At 64.1% G+C, this 24010-nt stretch carries 25 protein-coding genes; 7 read left to right on the plus strand and 18 right to left on the minus strand.

Annotated features, from left to right (window positions below; all coding sequences use genetic code 11):
- Positions 1-39 precede the first annotated feature (39 nt).
- Together B4L76_RS09940 and B4L76_RS09945 are read right to left on the minus strand one after the other, a co-directional pair.
- Positions 40-801 (minus strand): YdcF family protein, encoded by a 762-nt coding sequence (locus tag B4L76_RS09940; protein WP_296232147.1) that lies wholly within the window; start codon positions 799-801, stop codon positions 40-42.
- 136 nt (positions 802-937) lie between these two features.
- The gene (locus tag B4L76_RS09945) at positions 938-1252 is read right to left on the minus strand and encodes a hypothetical protein (protein ID WP_170032865.1); all 315 of its coding nucleotides are present in this window, start codon (positions 1250-1252) and stop codon (positions 938-940) included.
- Positions 1253-1479: 227 nt separating this feature from the next.
- Between B4L76_RS09945 and leuS the strand changes: the two genes are divergently transcribed.
- From leuS to B4L76_RS09970, 5 genes are all read left to right on the plus strand, one after another.
- Positions 1480-4086 carry a leucine--tRNA ligase gene (leuS, locus tag B4L76_RS09950; RefSeq protein WP_296232148.1) on the plus strand — a complete coding sequence of 869 codons (2607 nt, stop codon included), beginning with the start codon at positions 1480-1482 and terminating at the stop codon, positions 4084-4086.
- 61 nt (positions 4087-4147) lie between these two features.
- Complete coding sequence (gene lptE / locus B4L76_RS09955) at positions 4148-4753, plus strand: LPS assembly lipoprotein LptE (protein WP_296232149.1); 606 nt, start codon at positions 4148-4150, stop codon at positions 4751-4753.
- Positions 4754-4792: 39 nt separating this feature from the next.
- Positions 4793-5830: a DNA polymerase III subunit delta gene (gene holA, locus B4L76_RS09960; protein ID WP_296232150.1), complete on the plus strand. Its 1038-nt coding sequence runs from the start codon at positions 4793-4795 to the stop codon at positions 5828-5830.
- 179 nt (positions 5831-6009) lie between these two features.
- Complete coding sequence (arfA, locus tag B4L76_RS09965) at positions 6010-6174, plus strand: alternative ribosome rescue factor ArfA (RefSeq protein ID WP_296232151.1); 165 nt, start codon at positions 6010-6012, stop codon at positions 6172-6174.
- A 60-nt stretch (positions 6175-6234) separates the two neighbouring features.
- Positions 6235-7551 carry a lytic murein transglycosylase gene (locus B4L76_RS09970; RefSeq protein ID WP_296232152.1) on the plus strand — a complete coding sequence of 439 codons (1317 nt, stop codon included), beginning with the start codon at positions 6235-6237 and terminating at the stop codon, positions 7549-7551.
- Between the two features lie 33 nt (positions 7552-7584).
- On the opposite strand, the gene B4L76_RS09975 is transcribed toward B4L76_RS09970, so the two are convergent.
- The 13 genes from B4L76_RS09975 to B4L76_RS10035 all read right to left on the minus strand — a co-directional run bounded on the left by B4L76_RS09975 (position 7585) and on the right by B4L76_RS10035 (position 20013).
- Positions 7585-8487, minus strand: a complete 903-nt coding sequence (locus B4L76_RS09975; RefSeq protein ID WP_414707185.1) for a S66 peptidase family protein — start codon at positions 8485-8487, stop codon at positions 7585-7587.
- 168 nt (positions 8488-8655) lie between these two features.
- Complete coding sequence (gene lipA / locus B4L76_RS09980; protein WP_296232155.1) at positions 8656-9672, minus strand: lipoyl synthase; 1017 nt, start codon at positions 9670-9672, stop codon at positions 8656-8658.
- 2 nt (positions 9673-9674) lie between these two features.
- Positions 9675-10322, minus strand: coding sequence for a lipoyl(octanoyl) transferase LipB (lipB, locus tag B4L76_RS09985; protein ID WP_296232156.1), 648 nt, complete (start codon positions 10320-10322; stop codon positions 9675-9677).
- Entirely contained in the window at positions 10322-10597 is a 276-nt protein-coding gene (locus B4L76_RS09990) for a DUF493 domain-containing protein (RefSeq protein WP_186686585.1), read from the minus strand. Before B4L76_RS09990 ends, lipB begins: the two co-directional genes overlap by 1 nt.
- A gap of 73 nt (positions 10598-10670) precedes the next feature.
- Positions 10671-11831 carry a D-alanyl-D-alanine carboxypeptidase family protein gene (locus B4L76_RS09995; protein ID WP_296232157.1) on the minus strand — a complete coding sequence of 387 codons (1161 nt, stop codon included), beginning with the start codon at positions 11829-11831 and terminating at the stop codon, positions 10671-10673.
- Between the two features lie 228 nt (positions 11832-12059).
- Positions 12060-13064, minus strand: a complete 1005-nt coding sequence (locus B4L76_RS10000; protein WP_296232158.1) for a septal ring lytic transglycosylase RlpA family protein — start codon at positions 13062-13064, stop codon at positions 12060-12062.
- Entirely contained in the window at positions 13064-14074 is a 1011-nt protein-coding gene (gene mltB, locus B4L76_RS10005; protein WP_296232160.1) for a lytic murein transglycosylase B, read from the minus strand. The genes B4L76_RS10000 and mltB overlap by 1 nt, the downstream gene beginning before the upstream one ends.
- 17 nt (positions 14075-14091) lie before the next feature.
- Positions 14092-15195: a rod shape-determining protein RodA gene (gene rodA / locus B4L76_RS10010; protein WP_225780751.1), complete on the minus strand. Its 1104-nt coding sequence runs from the start codon at positions 15193-15195 to the stop codon at positions 14092-14094.
- Positions 15196-15233: 38 nt separating this feature from the next.
- The gene (mrdA, locus tag B4L76_RS10015; RefSeq protein ID WP_296232162.1) at positions 15234-17123 is read right to left on the minus strand and encodes a penicillin-binding protein 2; all 1890 of its coding nucleotides are present in this window, start codon (positions 17121-17123) and stop codon (positions 15234-15236) included.
- Between the two features lie 16 nt (positions 17124-17139).
- Positions 17140-17607 (minus strand): 23S rRNA (pseudouridine(1915)-N(3))-methyltransferase RlmH, encoded by a 468-nt coding sequence (gene rlmH, locus B4L76_RS10020; RefSeq protein ID WP_296232165.1) that lies wholly within the window; start codon positions 17605-17607, stop codon positions 17140-17142.
- A 10-nt stretch (positions 17608-17617) separates the two neighbouring features.
- On the minus strand, positions 17618-18037 hold the full coding sequence (rsfS, locus tag B4L76_RS10025) for a ribosome silencing factor (protein ID WP_170032886.1): 420 nt from the start codon (positions 18035-18037) through the stop codon (positions 17618-17620).
- 43 nt (positions 18038-18080) lie between these two features.
- Complete coding sequence (nadD, locus tag B4L76_RS10030) at positions 18081-18740, minus strand: nicotinate-nucleotide adenylyltransferase (protein ID WP_296232166.1); 660 nt, start codon at positions 18738-18740, stop codon at positions 18081-18083.
- Between the two features lies 1 nt (position 18741).
- Entirely contained in the window at positions 18742-20013 is a 1272-nt protein-coding gene (locus tag B4L76_RS10035; protein WP_296232167.1) for a glutamate-5-semialdehyde dehydrogenase, read from the minus strand.
- Positions 20014-20261: 248 nt separating this feature from the next.
- Here B4L76_RS10035 and B4L76_RS10040 point away from each other — a divergent pair, with 248 nt between their 5' ends.
- Together B4L76_RS10040 and B4L76_RS10045 are read left to right on the plus strand one after the other, a co-directional pair.
- Positions 20262-20930: a DNA-3-methyladenine glycosylase gene (locus tag B4L76_RS10040; RefSeq protein ID WP_296232168.1), complete on the plus strand. Its 669-nt coding sequence runs from the start codon at positions 20262-20264 to the stop codon at positions 20928-20930.
- Between the two features lie 3 nt (positions 20931-20933).
- Positions 20934-22250 (plus strand): bifunctional DedA family/phosphatase PAP2 family protein, encoded by a 1317-nt coding sequence (locus B4L76_RS10045; protein ID WP_296232169.1) that lies wholly within the window; start codon positions 20934-20936, stop codon positions 22248-22250.
- 57 nt (positions 22251-22307) lie between these two features.
- Here the strand turns inward: B4L76_RS10045 and B4L76_RS10050 are convergent, their stop codons facing one another.
- The 3 genes from B4L76_RS10050 to B4L76_RS10060 are packed head-to-tail and all read right to left on the minus strand — an operon-like array spanning position 22308 to position 23983.
- Positions 22308-22898 (minus strand): LON peptidase substrate-binding domain-containing protein, encoded by a 591-nt coding sequence (locus B4L76_RS10050; protein ID WP_296232170.1) that lies wholly within the window; start codon positions 22896-22898, stop codon positions 22308-22310.
- A 9-nt stretch (positions 22899-22907) separates the two neighbouring features.
- Positions 22908-23624: an LrgB family protein gene (locus B4L76_RS10055; protein ID WP_296232171.1), complete on the minus strand. Its 717-nt coding sequence runs from the start codon at positions 23622-23624 to the stop codon at positions 22908-22910.
- Positions 23621-23983 carry a CidA/LrgA family protein gene (locus B4L76_RS10060; RefSeq protein ID WP_296232173.1) on the minus strand — a complete coding sequence of 121 codons (363 nt, stop codon included), beginning with the start codon at positions 23981-23983 and terminating at the stop codon, positions 23621-23623. Before B4L76_RS10060 ends, B4L76_RS10055 begins: the two co-directional genes overlap by 4 nt.
- Positions 23984-24010 lie beyond the last annotated feature (27 nt).

Raw genomic sequence — 24010 nt, forward strand, 5'->3', positions numbered from 1 at the left:
GGGTTACCCGCGAAGAGGCCGGTACACGCAGTACAAGGCTCAGTAGAACAGCCGATATCCCACCAACCCCACCACCTCGTTGAGCAACTGCCCGCTCTGCCACAGCGCCCGGCTTTCCGGCAGCAAGCCGGCAAACGGCCGCGCATGATCACGCCCGAGGAAGCCGACCGGCGCCGGCACCACCTGGAACCCCGCCTGCTCGAAACTCCAGCGCGAGCGCTGCATGTGCCACGCCTGGGTCACCACGACCACCCGGCGTATCCCCAACGGCTGCAGCACCTTGGCCGACAGTTGGGCATTCTCCCAGGTCGTACGGCTGCCCTCCTCCCGCCATTTCACCTCGACGCCGAAATCTTCCCGCAGGTAGTCCGCCATCAACTGCGCCTCGCTCGGTGGCGAGCCATAGTGCAAGCCGCCACTGGTCAGCACCGGCAGGCCCGAGGCCTTGGCCAGCCGTGCGGCAAAGCGCATGCGTTCCAAGGCGATGGCCGTGGGCTGGTCACTACCGCCCCAGGCCGGGTCGCCGCGTTCACGCCCAGCTCCCAGCACCACGATGGCATCTGCCCGGCTTGCCAGCCCCGCCCAGTCATTCAATGCCAGCGGCGGCTCCGTTTCCAGCACACGCGCCGTTTGCTGCATGACCAGCGGCAAGCTCATCGACCATAGGCCGGCCAGGCCCACCACAAAGCACAACGCAGCCAGCCGCGGCCGGCGCGCACGCAGCCACCACGCCGCCAACAGCAGCAGGAACAGGATGCCCGGCGGCATCAACCATTGTTTGATGAAGAATCGAACAGCCATCGGCCACACCTCCTGGTCAGGCGTGCAGCCTAGAAGGATCGACGCCGGTCAACAAGGCTGCCGCCGGCGCCGATCATGATATGTGCAAGGTTGAAAGAACCGGCGCCCTATAGCCTGCGCCTGGCGTCCTGAACGGCTAGCGATGCGGCAGCGTCCTGGATCTCGCCGAACTGGCGGGGCGTTTCTTGTCCTTGAGCCAGATGATCTTGGCCGATGTCGGCTCCGCTTGTGGGTAACTGCCGACACAGGCGTTGTGGCGCTCCGGGAGGGAATCCAGGTAGGCCTTGATCAGTTCGAACTCCGCATGGCTCAGGCCACGCAACTCCAGTTCGGCTGGCATTTCGTCGCGCAATCGCACCGAGGTCCTGGCCACTTCCAGTGCCAGGCCAAGCCGGTCGATCAGGCGTTCGTATAGCTCCGGTTTGATTGCGGGTAGCTGCGTCTCTCCCATCCGTTCACCTCATTGAAGATAAGAATATCTCCCCCCACACCTGAGCTTAGCGTTGTTGCGAAAAGCAGCCGTGTGCCGCGACCAGCGGGCATAAGCAACGAAGGTTTCCCACGATGCGCGGCGCTGCTGTATGCTACGGCGTTCACTCTAAATGAAGCCGGAGTGCCGGACGCAGCGAGGTTCCGCTGCCTGGAACAAGGTCTCTTTCCTCTCAGCAAAAAGTAGCCATGCACGAACAATACACGCCCCGTGATATCGAAGCCGCCGCCCAGAAGTTCTGGGACGAGCAACAATCGTTCGCTGTTACCGAACAGCCAGGCAAGGACACCTACTACTGCCTGTCGATGTTCCCGTACCCGAGCGGCAAGCTACACATGGGCCACGTGCGCAACTACACCATCGGTGACGTGATTGCCCGCTACCAGCGCATGCTGGGCAAGAACGTGCTGCAGCCGATGGGCTGGGACGCTTTCGGCATGCCCGCGGAAAACGCGGCGATGAAGAACAACGTTGCTCCGGCCAAGTGGACGTACGAAAACATCGACTACATGAAGACCCAGCTCAAGAGCCTGGGCCTGGCCATCGACTGGGCACGTGAAGTCACCACCTGCAAGCCGGACTACTACCGCTGGGAGCAGTGGTTGTTCACCCGCCTGTTCGAGAAAGGCATCATCTACCGCAAGAACGGCACCGTGAACTGGGACCCGGCGGACCAGACCGTACTGGCCAACGAGCAGGTCATCGATGGTCGCGGCTGGCGTTCGGGCGCGCTGATCGAGAAGCGCGAGATCCCGATGTACTACTTCCGCATCACCGACTACGCCGACGAGCTGCTGGAGAGCCTCGACGAGCTGCCGGGCTGGCCTGAACAGGTCAAGACCATGCAGCGCAACTGGATCGGCAAGTCGCGCGGCATGGAAGTGCAGTTCCCCTACGACCAGGCGAGCATTGGCCACGCAGGTACGCTCAAGGTCTTCACCACCCGCCCCGACACGCTGATGGGCGCTACCTACGTCGCGGTCGCCGCCGAGCACCCGCTGGCCACCCAGGCCGCCCAGGGCAACCCGGCGCTGCAGGCGTTCATTGACGAATGCAAGAGCGGCAGCGTTGCCGAAGCCGACATGGCCACCCAGGAGAAGAAGGGCATGGCCACTGCCCTGCTGGTCGAGCACCCGCTCACCGGCGAGAAGCTGCCGGTGTGGGTCGCCAACTACGTGCTGATGCACTACGGTGACGGCGCTGTAATGGCCGTGCCGGCCCACGACGAGCGTGACTTCGAGTTCGCTCACAAGTACAACCTGCCGGTCAAGGCGGTGGTGCGCACCAGCGCGGGCGACGAAGTCGGCAGCGAATGGCTGGCCGCCTATGGCGAACATGGCCAACTGATCAATTCCGGCGAGTTCGATGGCCTGGATTTCGCCGGCGCCTTCGACGCCATCGAAGCGGCCCTGATCCGCAAGGAGCTGGGCAAGTCGCGTACCCAGTTCCGCCTGCGCGACTGGGGTATCAGCCGCCAGCGCTACTGGGGCTGCCCGATCCCGATCATCCACTGCCCGTCCTGCGGCGACGTACCGGTGCCGGAAGACCAGCTGCCGGTCACCCTGCCGGAGAACGTGGTGCCGGATGGCGCCGGTTCGCCGCTGGCGCGCATGCCGGAATTCTACGAATGCAGCTGCCCGAAATGTGGCGCCGCAGCCAAGCGCGAAACCGACACCATGGACACCTTCGTCGAATCGTCCTGGTACTTCGCCCGCTACGCCTCGCCGAACTACGAAGGTGGCATGGTCGACCCGAAAGCGGCCAACCACTGGTTGCCGGTCGACCAGTACATCGGTGGTATCGAGCACGCGATCCTGCACTTGTTGTACGCGCGCTTCTTCCACAAGCTGATGCGTGACGAAGGCCTGGTCACCTCGAACGAGCCGTTCAAGAACCTGCTGACCCAGGGCATGGTCGTCGCAGAAACCTACTACCGTGTGGCCAGCAACGGCGGCAAGGACTGGTTCAACCCGGCGGATGTCGAGGTCGAGCGCGATGCCAAGGCCAAGATCATCGGTGCGCGCCTGAAAACCGACGGCCTGCCGGTGGAAATCGGCGGCACCGAGAAGATGTCGAAGTCGAAGAACAACGGCGTCGACCCGCAATCGATGATCGACCAGTACGGCGCCGACACCTGCCGCCTGTTCATGATGTTCGCCTCGCCACCCGACATGAGCCTGGAATGGTCCGACTCCGGCGTCGAGGGGGCCAGCCGCTTCCTGCGTCGCGTCTGGCGTCTGGCCCAGGCTCACGTCGCCCAGGGCCTGCCGGGCAAGCTGGACGTCGCCGCCCTGGACGATGCGCAAAAGGTCATCCGTCGCGCCATCCACGCCGCCATCAAGCAGGCCAGCACCGATATCGGCCAGTACCACAAGTTCAACACCGCCATCGCCCAGGTGATGACCGTGATGAACGTACTGGAAAAGGCCCCGCAGGCCACCGAGCAGGACCGCGCCCTGCTGCACGAAGGCCTTGAAGCCGTCACCTTGCTGCTGGCCCCGATCACCCCGCACATCTCCCACGAGCTGTGGCAACAGCTGGGTCACCAGCAGGCGGTCATCGACGCCAGCTGGCCAGCCGTCGACGAAGCGGCCCTGGTTCAGGACAGCGTCACCCTGGTGGTGCAGGTAAACGGCAAGCTGCGTGGCCAGGTGGAAATGCCGGCCGCCGCCAGCCGTGAAGAAATCGAAGCAGCCGCGCGCAGCAATGAGAACGTCCTGCGCTTCATCGATGGCCTGACCATCCGCAAGGTCATCGTGGTACCGGGCAAGCTGGTCAACATCGTCGCCAACTGATGGCAACGCCCGCCCGCAGCCATTGCGGGCGGGCGGAACAGGCCCACAAGGGAGCAACAACATGATCAAACGCAATTTGCTGGTAATTGGCCTGGCGGCCATGCTCAGCGCCTGCGGTTTCCAGCTGCGCGGCACCGGCTCCACCGAGCTGAGCGTGAAGGAAATGGACGTCAGCGCACGCAACGCCTACGGCCCGACCGTGGTCCAGCTGCGTGAAACGCTGGAACGCAACGGCGTCAACGTGCACGCCGGCGCACCGTACCGCCTGGTGCTGACCAACGAGCAGGAGCGCGAGCGCTCGGCGACCTACAACAGCGGCAACCGTACCGCCGAGTACGAGCTGACCACCGTGCTGAACTACAGCATCCAGGGCCTGAACAACCTGGAGCTGACGAGCGACAAGCTGGAAGTGCGCAAGATCTACCTGCGTGACGGCTCGAACATCACCGGTTCGGAGCAGGAAGCCAACCGCGCCCGTGAAGAAATGCGCCGCGATCTGGTCAATGCAATGGTGGCTCGCCTGCAGCTGCTGACCCCGTCGCAACTGGACGAACTGCAGCGTCAAGCCGATGAGCGTGCCAAGGCCGAAGCCGCCGCGCTGGAAGCTGCCCGCCGCCAGCAGGCCGAAACGCCTCAGCAGTCGCCACTGGAAGTACCGGGCAACTAAGCCCGAACGGGGTACCTTCGGGTACCCCGCCTGCTCGCCATGAAGCTCGCCCCCGCCCAACTCAACAAGCACCTGCAAGGCGCGCTGGCACCGGTCTACGTGGTCAGTGGCGACGACCCGCTGCTGTGCCAGGAAGCCGCCGACGCCATCCGTAACGCCGCACGCCAGCAGGGCTTCGACGAACGCCAGGTGTTCAGTGCCGACGCCAACTTCGACTGGGGCACCCTGCTCCAGGCCGGCGCCAGCCTGTCGCTGTTCGCCCAGCGGCGCCTGCTGGAACTGCGGCTACCCTCTGGCAAGCCCGGTGACAAGGGTGCCGCTGCACTGATGGAGTACTGCGCCAACCCCGCCGACGACACCCTGCTGTTGGTCAGCCTGCCCAAGCTCGATGGCAGCGCGCAGAAGACCAAGTGGGGCAAGGCGCTGATAGAAGGCCCTCATTGCCAGTTCATCCAGATCTGGCCGGTGGATGTGCAGCAGCTGCCGCAGTGGATCAACCAGCGCCTGCAACAGGCCGGCCTGTCGGCACAGCGTGACGCTGTCGAGCTGATAGCTGCGCGCGTCGAAGGCAACCTGCTGGCGGCCGCGCAGGAAATCGAGAAGCTCAAGCTGCTGGCCGAAGGCAACCAGATTACCGTGGAGACCGTGCAGGCCGCTGTCGCTGACAGCGCCCGTTTCGATGTCTTCGGCCTGGTCGATGCCATTCTCAATGGCGAAGCTGCGCACGCGCTGCGCATGCTCGAAGGCTTGCGTGGTGAAGGCGTGGAGCCCCCGGTGATTCTCTGGGCGCTGGCCCGTGAACTGCGTCAACTGGCCGGGCTGGCGCAGCAGTTCAGCCAGGGCGTGCCGCTGGACAAGGCCTTCAGCCAGGCCCGTCCGCCGATCTGGGACAAACGCCGCCCCCTGGTCAGCAAAGCCCTGCAGCGCCTGTCGGCACAGCGCTGGGCGCAGTTGCTGCAGGACGCCCAGCGTATCGATGCGCAGATCAAGGGGCAGGCCGAGGGCTCGCCGTGGACCGGCCTGGCGCGGCTGTCGCTGTTGATGGCTGGACAGCGGCTGGCGCTTCCCCCCGAGTAATCGGGGCCGCTTCGCGCCCCATCGCAACACAAGGCCGCTCCTGCAGGGCTCCGCGATCCCTTGTCGCGATGGACTGCAAAGCAGCCCCAGCCTCTCGACCATATACACAATCAATTGGCCCCTGATTATCCGGGGCCCTACAGTGCGCGGCGAAACCCACCCAACCGGGGAACCCCGCCATGAGCAAACCGCTGAAAAAGCACGGTCCCAACAAGGCCAAGTCCATCGTCGCCCAGCCCCTGTTCCGCTGCCGCCAGGAACGACCGGACAAGGGCAAAGGCAGCTACCGCCGCGAAGCCTTCCAATCGAGAGATTGGGAGGCTTTCTACTTTTTGGCCGCATGAAAGCATCGCAAGCGCAGGCATGATATGGTCGTCACCTGACCTGCAATTCTGGATCTGTGCATGCTTCTCAGTCTTCTCCCCCGCTGGAAAACCCGTCAGCTGATCGCGGCCTCCAGCTTCATTCTGCTCGTCGCCTGCGCGGAAAAACCCACCGCCGCCGATGCCCTGCCGCTGGCCCCCGCCCAGCCCGCCCCGGTGGTAACCCTGCCCGGCACCACGCCCGACGTCAGCACTGAAATCCAGCCTCTGCAAACCTTCGCACAATGGCAAGCCGACTTCCGCCCGCAAGCCCTGCAAGCCGGTATCGCGCCGGATACCTTCGACCGTGCGTTCCTTGGCATTACCCCTGACATGGACGTGATCAAGGCCGACCGCAGTCAGCCGGAGTTCACCCGTCCGGTGTGGGAATATCTCGAAGGCGCCCTGTCACCGCTGCGCGTACGCAACGGCAAGAAGCTGCTGGAACAGCATGCAGACCTGCTTACGCTCATCGAACAGCGCTATGGCGTCGACCGCCAGGTGCTGGTCGCCGTGTGGGGAATGGAAAGCAACTTCGGCCAGTTCCAGGGCAACAAGTCGGTCATCCGCTCGCTGGCTACCCTGGCCTATGAAGGGCGTCGCCCGCAATTTGCCCAGGACCAGCTGATCGCTGCGCTGCAGATCATCCAGCATGGCGATATCCAGCCTGAAGCCATGCGTGGCTCGTGGGCCGGCGCCATGGGCCAGACCCAGTTCATCCCGACCACCTATAACACCCATGCCGTGGACTTCGACGGCGACGGCCGCCGTGACATCTGGAACAGCACCGCGGATGCCCTGGCCTCCACCGCGCACTACCTGCAGAGCTCGGGCTGGAAACGTGGCCAGCCTTGGGGCTTCGAAGTGCAGGTGCCGCCAGGCTTCGATTACTGGCAAGCCGACGGCTCGCTGCGCAAGCCGGTGAGCGACTGGCTGGCGCTGGGCGTGAAACTGCCTGCGGGCACCCAGCTGCCGGTGGGCAGCAACCAGCTGTCTGCCGCCCTGCTGCTGCCGGCGGGCGCGCGTGGGCCGGCGTTCCTGGTGCTGGACAACTTCCGCGCCATTCTCAAGTACAACAACTCGTCGTCCTATGCGCTGGCGGTAAGCCTGCTGGGGGATCGCTTCACTGGCTGGGGTTTCATCGCCGGCAGCTGGCCGAAGGAAGACCTGCCACTTAGCCGCAGCGAGCGCATGGAGTTGCAGAACCTGCTGAACAGCAAGGGGCATGAAGCGGGGAACCCTGACGGTATCATTGGCGCCAATACCCGCAAGGCGATCCGTAATGCCCAGCAGGGACTGGGGTGGCCAGCGGATGGATATCCGACCCACAAGCTGCTTGAGAGCCTGCGTCAGCAGTGAGAGTCCTGGGGCCGCCGTGCGGCCCCGGCAATCTCAAGCCCTGAACAGATCCTGCTCCAACACCAATGTTTGTTCAACACTATCCAGCCGCACCCTGGCCCCCAGCGGCAAGCACACATTCGGATCACAATGGCCACTGCGCCACCCGGCCAGCACCGGCACACCCTGCGGCCCGAAGATATCCTGCAGCAACGGCGTCAGTGCCGCCGTGGTAATACCGGCAAAGTCCCCCACCAGCACGCCCCTGATCCCTTCCAGCTTGCCCGCCAGGCGCAGCTGGGTCAGCAGACGGTCCACCCGGTACAACGGTTCGTTGACGTCCTCAATGAACAAGATACAGCCCTGTGTCTCCAGTTCGGCAATCGTCCCGAGGGTCGCTCCCAGCATCGACAGGTTGCCACCTAGCAGCGGCCCGCTGGCCACGCCCGGCAGCACGCTGGTCAAAGCGAAGTTCGCCGGGTGTGCGATCGGCGCGCCGCTGCGCAGCTGCCCGCCCAGTTGCGCCAGCAGCGAAGCCTCGGTCGGCTGCAGCTTGGCCCCTAGCAGGTCGGCATTGAGCATTGCGCCATGGAAGGTGAGCAGCCCGGTGCTGCGGTAAATGGCCGTGTGCAATGCGGTGATGTCACTGTATCCGATCAACGGCTTGGGGTTGTGCCGGATCAGCTCGAAATCGAGCTGGTCGAGCAGGCGCATGCTGCCGTACCCACCCCGCATGCACAGGATGGCGTCGATAGTCGGGTCGGCAAAGGCGTCATGCAGGTCCTGCAGCCGCTGCCGGTCCGCCCCCGCCAGGTAGCCCTGGGCCTGGAGGGTGCCTGGGTAGATCCGGCACCGGTAGCCACGGTCGGCAAACCAGCGGGTGGCCTTCTGGGTATCCAGCCGAGCCGGGCCAGCAGGCGCGACGATGGCAAAACAGGCATTGTCTGGCAGCGCCATCGGCAAACAGGGTTCGTTACGCTCAAGGCAATTCACATGCAACTCCTTGCGGGTCGAGGGAGCGTCATTCTGCGCGCCGGGGCCTAACCCTGCGATCGGGAAGCTCCATCAACAAAAATGCCGATGCCGCCTTTCGGCGCGCATCGGCATGTGTGGCCCACGCTTTGATCAGAGCTTGATCTTGGCTTCGTGAGCCTGCTGGTCGGCGTGGTACGAAGAACGCACCAGCGGCCCGGAAGCGACGTTCTTGAAGCCCATCTTGTAACCTTCCTCGGCGAACCAGGCGAAGGTGTCCGGATGGACGAAACGCTGCACCGGCAGGTGACTGCGCGATGGTTGCAGGTACTGGCCGAGGGTGAGCATGTCAATGTCATGTTCACGCATGCGGTGCATCACTTCGATTACCTCGTCGTCGGTCTCGCCCAGACCCAGCATCAGGCCCGACTTGGTCGGAACGTGCGGTACCAATTGCTTGAACTTCTGCAGCAGGTCCAGCGACCAGTCGTAGTCCGAACCCGGACGCGCGGCCTTGTACAGGCGCGGTACGGTCTCGAGGTTGTGGTTGAACACATCCGGCGGCTCTTGCGCGGTGATTTCCAGGGCAACGTCCATGCGGCCACGGTAGTCCGGCACCAGGGTTTCCAGCTGTACGCCCGGCGAAAGCGCGCGGATTTCGCGGATGCAGTCAGCGAAGTGCTGGGCCCCACCGTCGCGCAGGTCGTCGCGGTCCACCGAAGTGATCACCACATACTTAAGGCGCAGGTCGGCGATGGCGATGGCCAGGTTCTTCGGCTCATCCTGGTCCAGCGGCTTCGGCCGGCCATGACCGACGTCGCAGAACGGGCAGCGGCGGGTGCAGATGTCACCCATGATCATGAAGGTCGCGGTACCGCCGGAGAAGCACTCGCCCAGGTTCGGGCAGGACGCCTCTTCGCATACGCTATGCAGCTTGTGCTTGCGCAGCAGTTGCTTGATGCGGTCCACCTCGGGCGAGACCGGGATGCGCACGCGGATCCAGTCGGGCTTCTTCGGCAGCTCGTCGGTGGGGATGATCTTCACCGGGATGCGCGCCACCTTCTCGGCACCACGCAACTTGACCCCGGCTTCCACCTTTTTCGGCGCTGGGCGCGCGGTGGCATCCTGGGTAGGTATCAGGTTCGGCACGGCTTCTTGCACAGTTGTCATATTCAGTCGATTCCGCCCGTGAGGGTCGTCTGCTCAGCGTAGTCGAGGTGCTTGACCAGCTGTCCGCGCAGCCTTGTCCTGACCTCGTCGAGTTCGATCGGACCTGCCAGGTCGCGCAGCTGGGTCATCGCCAGCCCCGCATAGCCGCAGGGGTTGATTCGGCGGAATGGCGCAAGGTCCATGTCCACGTTCAGGGCAAGGCCGTGGAACGAACGGCCATTGCGGATTCGCAGGCCGAGGGAGGCGATTTTCGCTCCGTCGACATAGACGCCCGGGGCATCGGGCTTGGCCGCAGCCTGGACATCATAACTGGCGAGCAGGTCGATGAGGGTCTGCTCGATACGGCTGACCAGCTCACGCACGCCAAACCCCAGCCGACGCACATCCAGCAGCAGGTAGGCCACCAGTTGCCCGGGGCCATGGTAGGTCACCTGGCCACCGCGGTCGGTCTGTACCACCGGGATGTCGCCCGGCACCAACAGGTGCTCGGCCTTGCCGGCCTGGCCCTGGGTGAAGACTGCGGGGTGCTCGACCAGCCAGATTTCATCCTGGCTGTCCGGGCTGCGCTGCTCGGTGAAACGCCGCATGGCCTCCAGCACCGGTTCATACGGCTGCAGGCCAAGCTCGCGGAAACCGAGGCAGGTGGACATCAGAGCACCATTTTCACGATGCCGGTAGCGCGCAGGGCGCTGTTGATATCGTGCAGCTGGTTCTCGCTTTCGGCAACGATGTGCAGTTGCACGGTGGTGTACTTGCCTTCCTTGCTCTGGCGCTCGGCCAGCGTGGCAAGGTCGACCTTGGCGTGCTTGCTGAGGATCTCGATCACGGTGTCACGGAAACCGACCACGGTATCGCCGATGACCTTGATCGGGTAATCGTCGCAGGGGAATTCGATCTTGTGCGACTTGACGTCTGGTTCGCTCATGGCGGAAACGGCCTCGTAAGCCGTGGCAACAACAACGCCCCCGCAGGATACGCGGGGGCATGCAGGTCACGTATCAGTTGAACAACCCGTAGAAGAATAGACGGATGCTATCCCACATACGGCGGAAGAAACCACCTTCCTCGACGCCGTCAAGGGCAATCAGGTCGGCGCTGTGAACCACTTTCTCGTCCAGTTTGACTTCCACTTTGCCGATCACGTCACCTTTGGCAATCGGTGCAGTGAGTTGCGGGTTCATGGTCATCGAAGCCACCAGACGTTTAAGCTGTCCTTTAGGCATGGTCATGGTCAGGTCTTCGGCCAGGCCAGCTTTGACCTCGCCGGTGGCGCCTTTCCAGACTGGCGCCTTGGTCAGCTCGGTGCCTTTCTGGTAGAAGGTCTGGGTTTCGAAGAAGCGGAAGCCGTAGGTCAGCAGCTTCTGGGTCTCTGCCGCACGCGACTGCTCGCTGTTGGTGCCGAATACCACGGCGATCAGGCGCTGGCCGTCGCGAACGGCCGAAGCCACCATGCAGTAGCCGGCTTCTTCGGTGTGGCCGGTCTTCAGGCCGTCTACCGTCTTGTCACGCCACAGCAGCAGGTTGCGGTTCGGCTGCTTGATGTTGTTCCAGAAGAATTCCTTCTGCGAATAGATGGCGTAGTGGGCCGGGTCGACATTGATGATCGCGCGGGCCAGGGTCGCCATGTCATGTGCCGACGAGTAGTGGTCCGGATGAGGCAGACCGGTCGGGTTCATGAAGTGGCTGTTGCTCATGCCCAGGTCGGCAGCAGTCTTGTTCATCATGTCGGCGAAGGCGTCTTCGCTGCCGGCGATGTGCTCGGCCAGGGCGACCGAGGCGTCGTTGCCGGACTGGATGATGATGCCGTGCAGCAGGTCGCTGACGGTCACCTGGCTGCCCACCTTGATGAACATGCGCGAACCGCCGGTACGCCAGGCGTTTTCGCTGACGGTAACCGGATCGTTTTCGCCGATCTGGCCGCGACGGATGTCCAGGGTGGCGATGTAGGCGGTCATCAGCTTGGTCAGGCTGGCCGGCGGCAGGCGCTCGTCACCGTTGTTCTCGACCAGCACGTTGCCGCTGGACGCGTCCATGAGTACGTAGGACTTGGCTGCCAGTTGCGGTGGTGCCGGTGTCATCTGCTCAGCCGCGAAGGCGGCCGGCGTGATCATCAGCAGTACGGGCAGGCAAAGTCGTTTGGCAAGGTTGGTGATGTTCATCCGTCTCTCGAAAATCGCTAATGGTCTGAATTTCCCTGGGCAAGATCATGTGCCCAGCGCCAGTCAGTCTAGTTTTGTGGCCGTAGGCCTGGCCCGGCAAAATGCGGCGTTATGTCGCTGCGGGCAAAAGCCGACATTGTACATGCCTGCGTCCGGCAATTCATGACAAAACCGACAGCTTGGTATTGCCTTCTTTTGCGGGTGCGCCCGGCAAAGAAGGCAATACGGTCAGTCGGCAGTGACCAGCTTGGCCTGCCCCAGGTTCGCCAGACGGATGCTGTCCTGCGCCTGCTGGATCTCGCCCTGGCTGCTGATCGGCCCGAGACGCACACGGTGCAAGGTCTGCTGGTTGCGCACGATCGAGCTGATGAACACCGGCGCACTCACCATGCTGCTGAGCTTGGAGCGCAGCAGTTCGGCGGCGTCCGGGTTGGCGAAGGCGCCCACCTGCAGGAAGCTGCCACCATTGTTGCCGGCCGGCACGTTATTGCCGCCAACCTGCACCGGCACCACAGGTGCTGCGTGCTGTTGCGGCGGTGGCGTCCATTGCTCGACGCGCCCGGTGCTGGCCGGGATCGCCTGGGTCTGGGCCACTTGCGGCTCTTTCAGCACCATTGGCGGCGTCTGGCCACGTTGCGCCCACCATTGCTGCGGGTCGATGCCCTCGACGCGCACGTGCGCCGTACCGATCTCGGCGTAACCGAGTTTTTTCGCCGCGGCGTAGGACAGGTCGATGATGCGATCGGAATAGAACGGCCCCCGGTCGTTCACCCGCAGGATCACGCTGCGTCCGTTGGCCAGGTTGGTTACCTTCACGTAGGCCGGCAGCGGCAGGGTCTTGTGCGCCGCACTCATGCCGTACAGGTCGTAAAGCTCGCCGTTGGCGGTGTTCTGGCCGTGGAATTTGGTGCCATACCATGACGCAGTCCCCTCGGCGCGGTAGTTGCGCGCGTCCTGCATCGGGTAGTAGGTCTTGCCCAGCACCGTGTAGGGGTTGGCCTTGTAGTTGCCGGTGTGCACCGTCGGTGTGGCATCGGGGATCTTGCTCACATCCACGTCCCACCACGGCGCACCGTCCTTGTGTGCCCGGTTGATGTCCAGGCCTGGCTGGGTGCGCACCACATTACCGCTGCCTTGCTGGGCCGGGCGATTGGAAGAACAACTGGCCAGCAGCACGCCCACGGTGATACAGGTCAGCAGCTTGAAAGCGTTGGTAGAGATGATTGCGCGCATTACTTGACGCCCCGTGCTTGAACCAGCTGTTCCGATAGCTGATGCACCGCCATGGCATACATCACGCTGCGGTTGTAGCGAGTGATCGCGTAGAAGTTCTTCAGCCCCATCCAGTATTCGGGGCCATTGTCGCCCTCGAGACGGAAGGCGGTCACAGGCAGATCATCGCGCAACGAATCATGAACCGACCAGCCAAGCGCGCGCAACTCCCCTACCGTCTTCACCGGCTCGATGCCGGTGGTCAGGCCCTCGTCGGCCCGCCCGCCGTCGACCCAGGCGCGGCTGACCACGCCTTCGCCGGCCACCCAGCCGTGGCGCTTGAAGTAGCTGGCAACGCTGCCGATGGCATCGTCCGGGTTGTTCCAGATATTGATGTGGCCGTCGCCGTCGAAGTCCACCGCAAAGTTGCGGAAGCTGCTCGGCATGAACTGCGGCAAGCCCATGGCCCCGGCGTAGGAGCCTTTGAGCGTCAACGGGTCGAGCTGCTCCTCGCGTGACAGCAGCAGGAACTCGCGCAGCTCCTTGCGGAAGAACTCGGCCCGTGGCGGGTAATCGAAGCCCAGGGTCGACAGGGCGTCGATCACCCGGTAGTTGCCGGTGTTACGACCGAAGAAGGTTTCCACGCCAATGATCGCGACAATGTACTGCGCCGGCACGCCGTATTCCTGCTCGGCACGGGCCAGGGCCGCCTCGTGCTGGCGCCAGAAATCCACGCCACGGGCGATGCGCGCATCGGTGATGAACATCGGCCGGTAGTCCTTCCACGGCTTTACCCGTTCGGCCGGGCGCGAAATGGCATCGAGGATCGCCTGCTTGCGTTGCACCTCACCGAATACAGCCCTCAACTGTTCGGGGGCAAAGCCATAGTCACGGCCCATTTCGCCAATGAACTGGGCCACCTGCGGCGAGTCCCCATAGTCGCCGGCATGGGCCACCTGTACAGCGCCGAACAGGCCCACCGCGCCGATCCACGGCGCACAACGGGCAGCCCAGTTACGCACTGCTTGCATGAAATTCTTCACCTTATTCAAACCTGTGCGATCCATTTGCGGTGCGTGTGGATCGACATCAGAACGCCAAACGCTGACAGCAGCGTCACCAACGAAGTTCCGCCATAGCTGATGAAGGGCAGCGGCACGCCCACCACGGGCAGAAGGCCGCTGACCATTCCGATATTGACGAACACATATACAAAGAAGGTCATGGTCAGGCTGCCGGCCAGCAGCTTGCCGAACAGGGTCTGCGCCTGGGCAGTGATCATCAGGCCGCGGCCAATCAGCAGCAGGTAGACAATCAGCAACAGGCAGATGCCGACCAGCCCGAATTCCTCGCCGAGCACGGCAATGATGAAGTCGGTATGGCTTTCCGGCAGGAAGTCCAGGTGCGACTGGGTACCCAGCAGCCAGCCCTTGCCGAACACGCCGCCCGAGCCGATCGCCGCCTTGGACTGGATGATGTTCCAGCCGGTGCCCAACGGGTCGCTCTCCGGATCGAGGAAGGTCAGCACCCGCTGCTTCTGGTAGTCGTGCATGACGAAGAACCACATCGCTACCGCCACCGGGACCGCCGCCGCCAGCACGCTGAGGATCCAGCGCCAGCGCAGCCCGCCCATGAACAGCACGAAGGCGCCGGAGGCGAGAATCAGCAGCGCGGTACCCAGGTCGGGCTGGCGCACGATGAGGATGAACGGCACGCCAATCAGCACCAGGCTGATCGCCACGTGCTTGAGATGCGGCGGCAAGGTACGCTTGGACAGGTACCAGGCGATGGTCGCCGGCATGATGATCTTCATGAATTCGGAGGGCTGGAAGCGAATCACCCCGGGAATGTTGATCCAGCGCGTGGCCCCCATGGCGTTGTGGCCCATCACGTCCACCACCACCAGCAGCATCACCCCGACCAGGTAGGCCAGCGGCACCCAGCGTGCCATGAACCGAGGCTCCAGCTGGGCAATGACGAACATCGAAGCGAGGCCGATGCCGAATGAGGTGGCCTGCTTGAGCAGCAGGTCCCAGTTCTTGCCACTGGCCGAGTACAGCACGAACAGGCTGCCCGCCGCGAGGGTCAGCAGAATGACCAGCAAAGGACCGTCGACATGAATGCGCTGCAGAAAGCTGGCGCGCCGACGCATCACATCCTCGCTGGAGAGCATGCGGTCGAAATTGTTCATCACAGGGCGGATTCCTGGGTAACGGTGGCGGGCGCGAACTCGGGCTTGAGCCGGCCGTTTTCGTCGAGCAGCCAGGCGTCCATCACCTGACGTACCACCGGTGCGGCGACGCCCGAGCCCGACTCACCGTTCTCGACCATCACCGATACCACGATTTTCGGGTCGTCGGCCGGAGCGAAGGCGACGAACAGAGCATGGTCGCGGTGGCGTTCCTGGAGCTTGTTGCGGTCGTATTTCTCGCCCTGCTTGATCGCCACCACCTGGGCGGTACCGCTCTTCCCGGCAATGCGGTACTGCGCACCGATGGCCGCCTTGCGCGCGGTACCGCGTGCGTTGTGCATCACCTGCTCCATGCCATGGGTGACCTTGGCCCAGTCGGACTTGTCACGCAGCACGATGTTGTCCATGGGGTTTTCGTCCACCGGTGGCTGGCCTTCGATGGTCTTGGCCAGGTGCGGGCGGTTCCACACCCCCTTGTTGGCGATAAGCGCGGTGGCCTGGGCCAGTTGCAACGGCGTGGCCTGCATGTAGCCCTGGCCGATACCGAGGATCAGGGTTTCGCCGGGGAACCAGGCCTGACGGCGCGTGGCGCGCTTCCATTCACGCGACGGCATGAGCCCGGCGGATTCCTCGAACATGTCCAGGGAAACCCGCTGGCCGATGCCGAACTTGTTCATGTAGCTGGACAACCGGTCGATGCCCATCTTGTGCGCCAGGTCGTAGAAGTAGGTGTCGTTGGAGCGCATGATCGCGGTGTCCAGGTCGACCCAGCCATCGCCGCTGCGGTTCCAGTTGCGGTACTTGTGGTCGTAGTTCGGCAGTTGGTAATAGCCCGGGTCGAACACCCGGCTACCGGCATTGACCACGCCACTGTCCAGGCCGGCAATGGCCACGGCCGGCTTGATCGTCGAACCCGGCGGGTACAGGCCGCGCAGCACGCGGTTGAACAGCGGCCGGTCGATCGAGTCGCGCAGCTCGGCATAGGCCTTGAAACCAATGCCGGTGACGAACAGGTTGGGGTCGAAGCTGGGCTGGCTGACCATCGCCAGCACTTCGCCGGTACGCGGATCAAGCGCCACCACCGCACCGCGCCGGCCACCCAGGGCAGCCTCGGCGGCTTCCTGCAGCTTGATGTCGAGGCTCAGCACAATGTCCTTGCCCGGTTTCGGGTCGGTACGCTTGAGCACGCGCAACACCCGGCCACGGGCGTTGGTCTCGACTTCCTCGTAGCCGACCTGGCCGTGCAGGGCATCTTCGTAGAACCGCTCGATGCCGGTCTTGCCAATGTGGTGGGTGCCGCTGTAGTTCACCGGGTCGAGCGTTTTCAGCTCCTTCTCGTTGATCCGCCCCACGTACCCCACCGAATGCGCAAAGTGCGCGCCCTGAGGGTAGTGGCGCACCAGCTGGGCCACCACTTCCACCCCCGGCAGGCGGAACTGGTTCACGGCCACCCGGGCGATCTGCTCTTCGTTGAGCTCGAACAGGATCGGCACCGGCTCGAACGGCCGACGACCCTGGCGCATGCGCTTCTCGAACAGGGCGCGGTCGTCCGGGGTCAGCTCGAGCACTTCGACGATGTTGTCCAGCACTTCCTGCCAGTTGCCCGCACGCTCGCGCGTTACGGACAGGCTGAAGCTGGGACGGTTGTCGGCAACGATCACCCCGTTACGGTCGAAGATCAGCCCGCGGGTCGGCGGGATCGGCTGCACATGCACCCGGTTGTTCTCCGAGAGTGTCGAGTGGTAGTCGTACTGGATGATCTGCAGGTAGTACAGCCGCGCGATCAGCACGCAGACAAGCATGACGATCGCCACCGCGCCGACCACGACGCGGTTGCGCACCAGGCGGGCGTCTTTCTCATGGTCCTTGAGACGGATCGGCTGCGACATCGGGCTGCTTAGAGGTTCATTTGTGATAAGGATGCCCGGACAACACGGTCCAGGCGCGGTAGATCTGCTCGCCGATGAGTATCCTTACCAACGGGTGCGGCAGGGTCAACGGCGACAGCGACCAGCGTTGCTCGGCGCGGGCACAGACCTCAGGCGCCAGGCCCTCCGGGCCGCCCACCATCAGATTCACCGTGCGCGCATCCAGGCGCCAGCGGTCCAGCTCTGTCGCCAGTTGCTCGGTACTCCAGGGCTTGCCATGGACTTCGAGGGTGACGATGCGCTCCCCCGGCTGAACCTTGCTCAGCATGGCCTCGCCCTCCTGACGAATCAGGCGGGTGACATCGGCATTCTTGCCCCGGGTATTCAGCGGGATTTCCACCAGCTCCAGCGACAGCTCGGCGGGCAGGCGCTTGGCATACTCGTGCCAGCCTTCCTCGACCCACTTCGGCATGCGCGAGCCGACCGCGATCAGGCGCAGACGCACAGCGCTATCCTTATTCCCGGTCCTTGAGCTTTTCGGAGTACTCGTGGGCCTGGTCAGGGCTGTGGTGCTTGCCATCAGCGGCACGGCTTTGCTCGGCTCCTTGCCACAGGCGTTCCAGATCGTAGAACTGGCGGGCAGCGGCGGTCATCATGTGCACGATGACGTCGTTCAGGTCCAGCAACACCCAATCGCTGTCGCCCTTGCCTTCTTCGCCCAATGGCTGGGCGCCCTTGGCCTTGACCGCTTCGCGAACCTTTTCCAGCATCGCGTTGATCTGACGGTTGGAGGTACCGGTGGCAATGATCATGTAATCAGTCAGGCTGTGCTTATCGCGGACGTCGATGACCTGGATGTCCTGGGCCTTGACGTCTTCCAGCGCTGCCTTGGTCAGGGCAACCAGTTCTTCGCCGTGGATTTTCTGCTTGGTCATATAAAACTCGTTCAACTCGTTGGATGAGGCGCCAGAGGCACCGTCAGTTAGGCGCACGATACAGTTCGTGCGCCTCGATGTAGGCCAGTACGGCGTCCGGCACCAGGAACCTCACCGACTTGCCGCTGGCCAGCAGCTGTCGGATCTGTGTAGCCGACACCGCAAGCGGCGTCTGCCAGACGAACGAAATGTTTCCCGCCGGGCCGGACATGGCGGTGGGATCGCTCTCCGAGCGCGCAGCCAGCAGGTTGCGTAGCTCGTCAGGGGGTTCGACGTCGGCATCCGGGCGTTGCAGTACCAGGATGTGACAGTGTTGCAGCAATTCTTCCCAGCGGTGCCAGGCGGGCAGGGCGCAAAAGGCATCCCAGCCCAGCACCAGGAACAGCTGGTCGTTGGCGCCGAGCTCGGCACGGATCGACTCCAGCGTATCGATGGTGTACGAGGGCTTGTCGCGCGCCAGCTCACGGGCATCCACGCTCAGGCAGGGCACGCCCTGCACGGCGCCTTGCACCATGGCCAGGCGGTCCTTGGCAGCCACTTGCGGGGTGTCGCGGTGCGGCGGCCTGGCATTGGGCAACAGGCGCAGCTCGTCCAGCCCCATGAACTCGGCTACTTCCAGCGCGCTGCGCAGGTGGCCGATGTGCACGGGGTCGAAGGTGCCGCCTAGAATGCCGATGCGCCGGACTGCCTGGGCCTTGCTCAATTCAGCAGGACTCCTGGCCGCGCAGCTGGCCGTCGCCGATCACCACATACTTCTCGCAGGTCAGGCCTTCCAGGCCGACCGGGCCGCGCGCATGCAGCTTGTCGGTGGAAATACCGATCTCGGCACCCAGGCCGTACTCGAAGCCGTCGGCGAAGCAGGTAGGGGTATTGAGCATGACCGACGCCGAGTCGACTTCGGCCATGAACTGGCGAGCTTCGCCCTGGTGCTCGCTGATGATCGAATCGGTGTGGTGCGAGCCATAGTGGTTGATGTGTTCGATGGCCTGGTCCAGGCCATCGACCACGCGGATCGACAGGATCGCATCCAGGTATTCGGTGTGCCAGTCGGCCTCGGTGGCCGGCCTGGCGTCGATGATCGCCCGGGTGCGCTCGCAGCCACGCAGCTCGACGCCCTTCTGCTGGAAGCGGCGGGCCATTTCTGGCAGGAAACGCTCGGCCATCTGCTGGTCGACCAGGAGGGTTTCCATGGCACCACAAATGCCGTAGCGGTAGGTCTTGGCGTTGAACGCCACGCGCCAGGCCTTGTCCAGGTCGGCATGCTGGCTGACATAGATATGGCAGATGCCATCCAGGTGCTTGATCACCGGTACGCGGGCATCACGGCTGATGCGTTCGATCAGGCCTCGGCCACCGCGTGGCACGATGACGTCGACGTACTCCGGCATGCTGATCAGGGCACCCACGGCCTCGCGGTCGGTGGTCTCGACCACCTGCACCACCGCCGCCGGCAGGCCGGCTGCCGCAAGGCCACGCTGGATGCAGGTGGCAATCGCGCGATTGGAATGGATGGCTTCGGAGCCGCCACGCAGGATGGTCGCGTTGCCCGACTTCAGGCACAGACTGGCGGCATCTATGGTCACGTTCGGACGCGATTCGTAGATGATCCCGATCACCCCCAGCGGCGTACGCATCTTGCCCACCTGAATACCCGAAGGGCGGTAGCTCATGTCGCGGATGGCACCGACCGGGTCCGGCAGGCTGGCGACCTGGCGCAGGCCGGTGATCATGCCATCGATACGCGCCGGGGTGAGTGCCAGACGGTCGAGCAGTGCCGGCTCCAGGCCGTTGGCGCGACCGGCAGCCAGATCCAGCTCGTTGGCAGCGGTCAGCTCGGCACGGGCGGCATCCAGCGCGTCGGCGGCAGCCTGCAGGGCGCGGTTCTTCTGCGCAGTGCTGGCGCGACCGATCACCCGGGAAGCCTCGCGGGCAGCGCGACCCAGGCGGGTCATATAGTCAAGAACGGACTCAGTCATGGGTTCGATGTCTTGGCGAAGGGGAAATCGGCTGATTATAACTGCCGCGCAGGTGTACGCCCAGCGGTGGCTGGCGGATGGTCGAAAATGGGCGGGGTTATCGGGTAGAAAAGATGTAACAGGGTTATCGAAAATCTTCCCCCTGTTACCGGCAACGAGGCCGGAGCTATCGACATCGCATCCGATTCAGCCTCGATTAAGCCATTCATTGCTATCATCCCCGCCTTCCCCAGCCGCGAACTGCCCGCATGCCAGCACTGCCCGACAGCTTCTTCGATCGCGACGCCCAGATCCTGGCCAAGGCCTTGCTGGGCAAAGTCATTCGTCACCGCCACGGCAACCTGTGGCTGGCCGCACGGATCATCGAGACCGAGGCCTATTACCTCACCGACAAAGGCAGCCACGCCTCGCTCGGCTACACCGAAAAGCGCAAGGCGCTGTTCCTCGATGGCGGGCACATCTACATGTACTACGCGCGTGGCGGCGACTCGCTGAACTTCAGTGCACACGGGCCGGGCAACGCGGTGCTGATCAAGTCCGCCTATCCTTGGCAGGATGCGATCTCAGGACCGAACAGCCTGGCGCAGATGCAACTGAACAACCCCGACGCCAGCGGCAACCTGCGCCCGGCCGAGCGCCTGTGCGCCGGGCAGACGCTGCTGTGCCGCGCCCTCGGCCTGAAAGTGCCGCAGTGGGACGCCCAGCGCTTCGACCCCGAACGCCTGTACGTGGAGGACTGCAGCATCGCCGTGCCGCGGGTCATCCAGACGGCCCGCCTGGGCATCCCGCATGGCCGCGACGAGCATCTGCCCTACCGTTTCGTCGACGCCGGGTACGCCCGTTTCTGCACGCGGAACCCGTTGCGTCGAGGCCAAGTCGAAGGCCGCGACTTCTTCATTCTCGAACAAGGAAGCTGAACCATGGGCCAATGGCTTGACAGCCTGACCGGCTGGCTCAGCGCCAACCCGCAGTGGCTTGGCCTGGCAATTTTCCTGGTGGCGTGCATCGAATGCCTGGCCATTGCCGGCATCATCGTGCCAGGCACCATCCTGTTGTTCGCGGTCGCGGTGCTGGCCGGCAGCGGCACCTTCAGCCTGGGCGAAACGCTGCTGCTGGGCTTTCTCGGCGGCCTGCTCGGCGACGCCGTGTCCTATGCAGTGGGCAAGCATTTCCACCAGAACATCCGCCGCCTGCCGTTGCTGCGTCACCACCCGGAATGGATCGGCAGCGCCGAAACCTATTTCCAGCGCTACGGCATCGCCAGCCTGCTGGTGGGACGCTTCATCGGGCCGTTGCGCCCCATGCTGCCGATGGTCGCCGGCATGTTCGACATGCCGCTGCCGCGCTTCATCGCCGTCAGCCTGGTGGCCGGCGCGGGCTGGTCGGTGGCCTACCTGCTGCCCGGCTGGGCCACGGGTGCAGCCATGCGCCTGCCATTGCCGGAAGGCTTCTGGCTGGATGCCGGCATCATCGCCGGCACCCTGGCAGTGACCATCGGCTTGAGCCTGAACACCAGCATTCGCGACCAACGCCACGGCACCCGCCTGATCGCCGGCATGAGTTTCGTCGCCCTGGCCGGGGTGTTCCTGGGCTGGCCCTACCTGCACGAATTCGACCAAGGCGTGATGACACTGGTACAGGAGCACCGCAGCCAGGCAATCGATGGCGCCGTGGTGTTGGTGACCCGGCTGGGCGATTTCCGCACCCAGCTGGTCCTGGGCGGCCTGCTGACCGGCCTGCTGCTGCTTGCCCGGCAGTGGCGCCACGCGCTGTTTGCCGCAGGCGCGCTCATGGGCACGGCGTTTGCCAACGGCAGCCTGAAATGGCTGTTCGCCCGGGCCCGTCCTGAAGTACTCAGTGACCCCTTGACCAGCTACAGCATGCCCAGCGGGCACAGTTCGGCATCGTTCGCGTTTTTCCTGGTGCTGGCCGTGCTGGCAGGACGCGGGCAGCCGCCACGGATGCGCCTGACCTGGGTCACGCTGGGCTGCATTCCGGCACTGGCGATCGCCCTGTCGCGGGTGTATCTGGGGGCGCACTGGCCTACCGACATCCTCGCCGGGGCCCTGCTGGCATGCTGCGTATGCGCGCTGAGCCTGGCTTTGGCGCAGCGACAGCAGACCCTGCCGGCCTTGCCGCTGCGGGTGTGGTGGCTGGTATTGCCGGCGTGCATCGCGTTACTGGCGTTCTTTGCCTTGCATGCGTTGCCGCAGGCGTTGTTGCGCTATCAATACTGATAGCGCCGTGCAGGAGCGGCGTGGTGTCGCGAAAGCGCCAGCGCACGCGACATCGGGTCAGGCAAACAGCTCGCCCTGAATCCGCTCCAGAAGTCTCTGGATCTCGCCCAGCCGCTGCTGCGGCGAGTCGAGGGTCAGCAGGTCCAGCTTGTCCTCCTCCATGAACGGCAACAGGTAGGCCAACTGGTTGGCCAGCGCCTGCCGCCCGCCTACCGGACGCGGCATGTCCAGGGCCTCCACCATCGGGTGCTCGCCCAGCGCTACCAGCAATGCCAGCAGGTCGTCGTCGGCCTCGAGCAACGGGCTGTCCGCCTGCTCCGGCAACCATTGCACCTGCCCCACCAGCAGCTGGTCCTTCTGCACCTCGGTGCTCTCCAGGCTGAAGCGCCGCATACCTTCGACGCGAATGCCCAACAAACCGTTATCCTGCTGCACGAAATCGCGGATCACCGCCTCGCAGCCGATCGAGGCCACCACCGGCGGCGCCTTGCCGACCTGTTCGCCTTCCAGGATGCACACCACACCGAAACCTTCGCCCTGCTTCATGCAGCGGCCAATCATGTCCAGGTAGCGCGCCTCGAAAATCTGCAGATCGAGAAAGCAGCCAGGAAACAGCACGGTATTGAGCGGAAACAGCGGTAGCGTCATTGCAAGTCCTCAAGCCACCAGGCTGACCGCCAGCGGCAGGAATACCGCCGTGGCCACCCCCATCAGGCTCATCGCCAGCGCGGCAAAGGCGCCGCATTCGTCACTTTCCTGCAGGGCCACCGAAGTGCCCACCGCATGCGCGGTCACACCCAGCGCCATGCCCCGCGCCTCGGGGCTGTGCACGCCGCAGCGGCTCAGCAGCGCCGGGCCGAAGATGGCCCCGAGCACCCCGGTGATCAACACGAACACCGCCGCCAGGGCCGCCACCCCGCCAATCTGTTCGGCCACCAGCATGGCGATCGGCGAAGTCACCGACTTCGGCGCCATGGTCATGAGGATCATGTGTTCGGCACCGAACCACCAGCCGAGCACCAGGCAGAACAGCGTGGCAAACAGGCCTCCGATTACCAGCGTAGTAAAGATGGGCCAGAACAGCTGCCGGATACGCCGCAGGTTCAGGTACAGCGGCACCGCCAGGGCCACGGTGGCAGGCCCCAGCAGGATGTTCATGATCTCCGTGCTCTTGCGGTACTCGCGGTAGTCGATGCCGAACAGCAGCAGCACGCCGATCACCAGCAGCATCGATACCAGCACCGGCTGCAGGAAGATCCAGCGGGTCTTCTCGTAGGCGGCCAGCACCACTTGGTAGGCACCGAGGGTAATACCTATACCGAACAAGGGATGGTGCACCACCGCGTCGAGCGCGCCTTGCCAGTCAGGAATCATGGCTGCTCCTCGCGGCGGCCCTGGCGCTGGATGAGCTTTTGCATCAACACGCCAACAAACGCCAGGGTCACCAGGCAGGAAATCAGCAACGCCCCGACGATGGCCCAGAAGTCAGCGGCAATGTCTCTGGCATACACCATCACCCCCACCGCCGGTGGCACCAGCAACAGCGGCAGGTAGCGCAGCAGGCTGCTGGCCGCCTCGTTCAGCGGCTTGCCAACCTCTCCACGGGCCATGAGAAAACACAGCAGCAGCAACAGGCCGATGATCGGCCCCGGCAGAAACGGCACCACCAAGTGGTTGATCGCCGTACCCAGCAACTGGAACAGCACCAGCCAGGTCAGACCACGCAACAGCATAAGCATCTCCCTCGTGCACGACTGCCA

It is taken from the genome of Pseudomonas sp. UBA4617 (assembly GCF_002386445.1).
Lineage (GTDB): Bacteria > Pseudomonadota > Gammaproteobacteria > Pseudomonadales > Pseudomonadaceae > Aquipseudomonas.